Raw genomic sequence first — 6,467 nt, forward strand, 5'->3', positions numbered from 1 at the left:
AAATAAATGCACATACAAAAAAAGATGTAGAATTTTTTCTACATCTTTTTATTTTATAAACTATATTAAAAATACTGATAAAAAAATTATAATCCAATCATATAGTACATGGACTATATAAGTTACAGTCAAGTTTTTTGTCCAAATATAACTAAGAGACAATATAAATCTGACTCCTCCGATTACTACTAAGCTCTGTACTAAATTATATGAGTAAGTGGGAAGGTGCAGTATTCCAAAAAATAGTGAACTTACAATCCACGCCACAAGTATGGCAATATTTCTATTTGACTTGGCCTCAAACTTATTAAACACAAATAAAAACGGAACTACAAATAGTATTTCCTCCCCTAAAAGCTGAACTATACTAGTTATAAAAATAATTAAAATATTGTCCTTTGTAATTAAATCTACTATTGGATTTTCATTCATTTCAATATTTACATTTGATAAAATAAATATAGCCACTACATATGTCAAAATAAGTGTGGTAATTATACTTGATAAGTCCTTAGACTTTAAAGGTCTGAATATCTTTTTAAAAAAATGTCTATCTAATATAAACAAACTTAAAAAACAAGTCCCCATAAAAAATACCAGTAATACTACAATATTACTTATTAAAGTACTTAAAAAAGTAACTGAAAATCCAAATAACAAAACTACTATAGAGAAAAACCACTTTAAATTGGAAGTGTCTTTAAAAGGAAAATCTGTATAATCACTACTCTCTATTAACTCTTCACTCATATTTTCACCTCCAGTTTAGTATAACTGATTAAATTAAATTCTACAATTAGCTGTTATTAACTATTATTTATAAAAAACATAAAAATAGCGACAGATTCACAATTAACCTATCGCTATTTTAAATATTTAAAATTTCAACCTAATACTCTTTATTTTTTAATATACGCACTGACAGTATATAAATTCCCAACAAAATTATTAAAAAAGATAATATAGCTGTTAAAAGTAAAATATATCCTATAAATTTTCCGGTTCCTGCAAAAACCAAAGTGTCAATTTTTATCAATTTTGGAAACAACTTTAACACAGCAAATATTATTAAAGCAATTATTATAATTAAGCCAATTCCTGAGAGTAAAAAGGGCAACAAATATCTTTGCACTCCAAATTTATATATTAGAGGAATTTCAATTGAATATATTAAAGTCACAATCATTTGTAAAAGTAATACACTTATCACATAATCAAAAAACGCATAACCTTCGCCGCTCTTTAAAATAAAAAATACTATAGTATCTACTGTTAAGTTAAAAATACTAATTAATAACAATAATATAAATTTAGAAGATACCACTTTTAGACTTGAAATCGGTGTAGTCGCTAAATATCTTTCTGCATTTAGCTCTTGATCCATATTAAAAGTCGCCGTTAAAATTGAAAACATAAACAGATTCAGTACTATAATAAATATAGATAAATTGCCATTTAACTTTCCAATCAGTATTCCGGTCAACATTAAGAATAAGTAGAATACATTTATAAAAATATTATATGTTTTCATTTTTTTATAACTATTTTTCATTCCATTTATATAAACCCTAATATCTTTATACAAAAGCGACTTAATCATTTAAACCCTTCTCTCGAAACCATTAATCTAATATTCTTTATTCTTTAAAACTCTTATTGCTACCATATAAGAAATTACTAACACTCCTGCTAATAATCCCACTAAACCCAACATAATAAATATATCACTTGGCGCAAAACTCGGAAATATTTTTCTTATTGCAAAAATTATAAATACAAAAGCTCCAACTACAACTCCTATTGTAAGCAAAAATGGAATCATGCTCTTTTTATTTCCATACTTAAATATTATTGGAATATAAATACTGTATATAGCACTTATTGCAAGTTGTGAAGCTAGAACTCCAATATAGTCGTCCATTACATATCCTCGTAAATTTTTTACAATTATAAAAACTATTGAATTTATTAGTAGTGCCAACATTCCTGAAATAAATAGAATCATAAATTTAGAACTCACCACTGTATTTTTTAGTACAGGACTTGCCGATAGATAAGCTTCGCAATTCGAATCAACATCTAGATTAAAAGATGTTATTAACAAAGTAAATAAAAATATATTAAGTATCATAGTAGCTTGAGACACATCACTAAATACTAAAAATGCCACATATATTAATGCTAAAAATAGATAGTATATTTTACTTCCCTTTAAAGAATTCACCATTCCCCTATAGTCCTTATATAGAAGTGCCTTAATCATATAATCACCCCTCATTAGCCTTTAAAATTTTAACTGACATCTTCTGCATTAAAAAGTAAGCTACTACACTTAAAATTAAAACCCCAACTAAAATTAATGTATTAAAACTTTGAAACATAGCTCCAATATTTATATTTACAATTCCTGTCATATCTCCAAATGTATAAAGTAGTATTAGACCAAAGTATAATATAAATACAATCTGCGATATATTTTTAATTCCAAATTTAAATATTAACATTAAAATAGTTGAACCCAGTATACTCATAATTCCACATTGAATTAAAGATGCATATATATTTGACGTTAAATTCATATTTCCTAAATTTATAAGCATTAAAATCAAAAACATAAATACATATACTATTAGGGAAAATATGTACTTTCCCCTTACATAGTCATCTAATTTTAAAGGCATTGCTCTAACATAGTCTAAAAACTTACTCTCATCGTCAAATGAAAGAGAATTATAAACAGTCATAAATATCATCATTATTGCCACACTACTAAAAATATTTTTAGAAAATAGACTAATTTCAATATTTAAAATATTTAGTATAATTGGAATTAATGCAAAAACAATTGGCATTAATAAAATCTTTTTATTACTTTTTAATAGATATATATCTTTTAAAACCAGTGATTTCACATAATCACACCCTTTATATAAAATACCATTATCTCATCAATATTTACTCTGTCTACTATTAAATTTGGATAGTTACTCTTAAATTTATCTTTGTTATTTATTAGAGCCTCAACACTGTACTTCTCTCTTCTAACTCTTTCTATATAGGCTTTGTCTACAGTTTTTAAATCTTCCTCACTACACTTTAACACTCCATAGTCTTCTATAAGTTCATCTTTTCCCTTTGAAAGTAGAACTTTTCCATTGTCAATAAAGGTAATGTAGTCGGCAATTTTTTCAAGGTCGGAAGTAATATGTGAAGATATTAAAATAGTATGCTCTTCGTCTTCAATAAAGTCATAAAATATATCCAGTATCTCATCTCTAATTACGGGATCAAGCCCTGAAGTTGGCTCATCCAGTATTAAAAGTTTAGGTCTGCTGGAAAGTGCACAAGCTATTTTTATCTTAACTACCATACCTTTTGAAAAGTTCTTTATCATTTTGTCTTCAGGTAGTTTAAACTCTCCTAACAAATAGTTGTAGTATTCCATGTCCCAATTTTTATAAATTCCAGACAGTACTTTCCCTACTTCTTTAACAGTTAAATAGTTACTTATAAAAGCATCGTCAAATACAACTCCTATTTTCTGTTTTATATCTTCATCAATTTCCCCACCGAGTACACTTATCTCTCCATCGTGTTTAATAATTGAGAGTATTGATTTAATAATTGTAGTCTTTCCTGAACCATTCTCTCCAATAAGCCCCATTATTGAACCCTGTTCTACATTAAAGGAAACATTATCTAAACTAAAATCTCCGTAGCTCTTACATAAATTTTTTATTTCAATTGCATTCACACTACTCACCTCTATAAATTAAACTTAAAATTTCTATTAGTTCATCTAAAGAAATCCCCGCTGCATAAGATAATTTAACAGCATCACTTAATTCTTCTTCTATCAACTTTAAATTTTCTTCTTTGACAATTTCACTATTCATCGTCGATACAAAAGAGCCCTTTCCCTGAGAAGTGTATATAAATCCCTCTGACTCCAGGTCATTATAAGCTCTCTTCGTTGTTATTACAGAGACCTTTAAATCCTTTGCCAAGCTTCTCATTCCGGGAAGAGCATCTCCACTCTTTAGTTCTCCCGTCATTATCATATTTTTTATTTGAGCTTTGATTTGCTCATAAATTGGTACATCACTCGAGTTTGATATAATTATATTCATTTTTTCACCTACTGTATATACTGTATGTACACAGTATATACTCGGTGTATATATTTGTCAATACTATTTAAACACAAATAAAAAAACTTCCTCAATTTACAACTGAAGAAGTTCTATTTACAATATTAAATTTTAATTATTTTGCATTATTTTCTATTATTTTTACAATTAGCTTTGATACCAACTCCATAGATTCCACAGGCACCATCTCATACCTTCCATGAAAGTTATATCCTCCCGCAAAAATATTTGGAGTTGGAAGTCCCATATAAGAAAGTCTCGCACCATCAGTTCCGCCTCTAATGGGTTTGATTATCGGCTCTATTCCAAGTTCAATCATGGAATTTTTTGCCAAATCTACAATTTCCATATGAGGTTCTATTTTCTCTCTCATGTTGTAATAAGTATCTTCCAGCTTTAAATTTACTCTATTGTCATATTTTACATTTAAAAAATTAACTACTTCCTCTAATAATTCCTTCTTTTCTTCAAATTTTTCCATAGAGTGATCTCTAATAATGTAGGACATTTTTGTATTTTCAACTTCACCCATAATTCCATTTAGTAAGAAAAATCCTTCATAATTTTCTGTGTACTCAGGTTTTTCATTTATCGGCAACATATTTTCCAACTCCATTGCTATTTTTATAGAGTTTATCATTGTATTTTTTGCCGTTCCAGGGTGGACATTTTGTCCTTTAATTTCTATTTTTGCTGAAGCGGCATTAAAATTTTCATATTCTAATTCTCCCAGAGGACCACCATCAACAGTATATGCGAAATCTGCATTAAAACCCTCTACATCAAAGTAGTCTGCCCCTCTTCCAATTTCTTCATCAGGTGTAAATCCTATTTTTACATCACCATGTTTAATTTCATCATGGTCTATTAAATATTTCATTGCATCTAAAATTTCAGCAATGCCGGCCTTATCATCTGCACCTAAAAGTGTAGTTCCGTCTGTAGTTATTATTTCCTTACCTACTAATTCTTTTAAAAATGGAAAGTCCTTTACTGTAATTGCATACTCTTTATTTAATTTTATATCTCCGCCACTATACACAAATTGCTGGGGACTTACATTTTTCCCGCTCATATCCGGTGATGTGTCAAAATGCGCTATAAATCCTATAGTTGGAACTTTTTTATCTATATTTGACTTTAGTGTTCCATAGACATATCCCTTATTATCAAAAATTACATCTTCAAGTCCAATTGCTTTCATATCTTCTGCAACTATCTTCGCCAAATCAAGTTGTATTTTTGAACTGGGCACTGTATCACTATTTTCATCTGAAGTAGTTTCTACACTTATGTACCTTTTAAATCTCTCTACTATATCCATATAATACCTCCATAAAATATTTATAAAATACATCTGCTAAAGCTATTATACCCCTACAGTTAAAACATTTGATTTTTATTTTATAAATTTTATTTCACATAAACTTTAATATGATTTTTATTTAAAATGCTGATTTATATAATTTTTCTTTATAAAAAAAGCCACCTAGGCAGCTCTTAATTATTTCAAATTCTATTTTATATTTTGCTGTATACTAATTCTGCAAATTGTCCATATTTATTTACTTCTTCAAGAAAAAACCTCTTTAATACTTCTTCTTGTGTAAACAATGGAATTCCATCTCCCAAGAGCACCGGAGCTACTTGTATAATCATTTTATCTATCATATTTTTATTTAGCAGAGGTGCCAACACTTGATTTCCGCCAACGACCCATATATTTTTTTCTCTTTCAATACTTTCGACAAATTCAACTACATCACAGGATATTGGAATATAGCTACTTTCTAAATTTTTCGAATGTGTAAACACATAATTTTTGCTGGTTGGATACATTTCATTTAAATTAGAAAACTTGGCAATCTCACCGTAAGTTTTCTTTCCCATTATTGTAATATCAACATCTCTGTAGAACTCTTCAAATCCTGTATCTTCAATTGAACCTGTATCATTTAACCAATCTAAATTGTGGTTTTTATCTGCAAGAAACCCGTCAATTGTCACACAGCCATAAAAATAAACACTCATAACTCACCTCTTTATAATTATATCAAATATTACATTTTAAAATGTAATATTTAAATAGTATTTCTATTCTACTTTAGTTCTATTAAAGGAGATAAAGAAAATATGTATATGAACATTGTTGGAAACTTTACATTCTACTTTAGTTCTATTAAAGGCAAATACAGAGGTAACCATCATCATTGCTCGACCCATATTTACATTCTACTGTAGTTCTATTAAGGTTAAAGCTGCGAATGCTACAGTTACAGCTGTGAGAATTTGATTTACATTCTACTGTAGTTCTAT

Annotated in this window: 8 protein-coding genes; all 8 read right to left on the reverse strand. The window is 28.2% G+C overall.

The window, feature by feature from the left end:
• Positions 1-60: 60 nt before the first annotated feature.
• The gene (locus BUB47_RS09110; RefSeq protein ID WP_073185603.1) at positions 61-750 is read right to left on the reverse strand and encodes a CPBP family intramembrane glutamic endopeptidase; all 690 of its coding nucleotides are present in this window, start codon (positions 748-750) and stop codon (positions 61-63) included.
• A 139-nt stretch (positions 751-889) separates the two neighbouring features.
• Positions 890-1,600: an ABC-2 transporter permease gene (locus BUB47_RS09115; protein ID WP_073185604.1), complete on the reverse strand. Its 711-nt coding sequence runs from the start codon at positions 1,598-1,600 to the stop codon at positions 890-892.
• Positions 1,601-1,627: 27 nt separating this feature from the next.
• Positions 1,628-2,263, reverse strand: coding sequence for an ABC-2 transporter permease (locus BUB47_RS09120; RefSeq protein WP_073185606.1), 636 nt, complete (start codon positions 2,261-2,263; stop codon positions 1,628-1,630).
• 4 nt (positions 2,264-2,267) lie between these two features.
• Complete coding sequence (locus tag BUB47_RS09125; protein WP_073185608.1) at positions 2,268-2,912, reverse strand: ABC-2 transporter permease; 645 nt, start codon at positions 2,910-2,912, stop codon at positions 2,268-2,270.
• Positions 2,909-3,754 carry an ABC transporter ATP-binding protein gene (locus BUB47_RS09130; protein ID WP_073185610.1) on the reverse strand — a complete coding sequence of 282 codons (846 nt, stop codon included), beginning with the start codon at positions 3,752-3,754 and terminating at the stop codon, positions 2,909-2,911. Before BUB47_RS09130 ends, BUB47_RS09125 begins: the two co-directional genes overlap by 4 nt.
• Position 3,755: 1 nt before the next feature.
• Complete coding sequence (locus BUB47_RS09135; RefSeq protein ID WP_073185612.1) at positions 3,756-4,130, reverse strand: GntR family transcriptional regulator; 375 nt, start codon at positions 4,128-4,130, stop codon at positions 3,756-3,758.
• A gap of 136 nt (positions 4,131-4,266) precedes the next feature.
• A complete protein-coding gene (gene pepT / locus BUB47_RS09140) occupies positions 4,267-5,475 on the reverse strand; it encodes a peptidase T (RefSeq protein WP_073185613.1) in 1,209 nt (402 codons plus the stop codon).
• Positions 5,476-5,672: 197 nt separating this feature from the next.
• Positions 5,673-6,182, reverse strand: a complete 510-nt coding sequence (locus BUB47_RS09145) for a dihydrofolate reductase family protein (protein ID WP_073185615.1) — start codon at positions 6,180-6,182, stop codon at positions 5,673-5,675.
• Positions 6,183-6,467: the final 285 nt, after the last annotated feature.

The sequence above is a fragment of the Anaerosphaera aminiphila DSM 21120 genome, assembly GCF_900129925.1.
Classification (GTDB): Bacteria; Bacillota; Clostridia; order Tissierellales; family Peptoniphilaceae; genus Anaerosphaera; species Anaerosphaera aminiphila.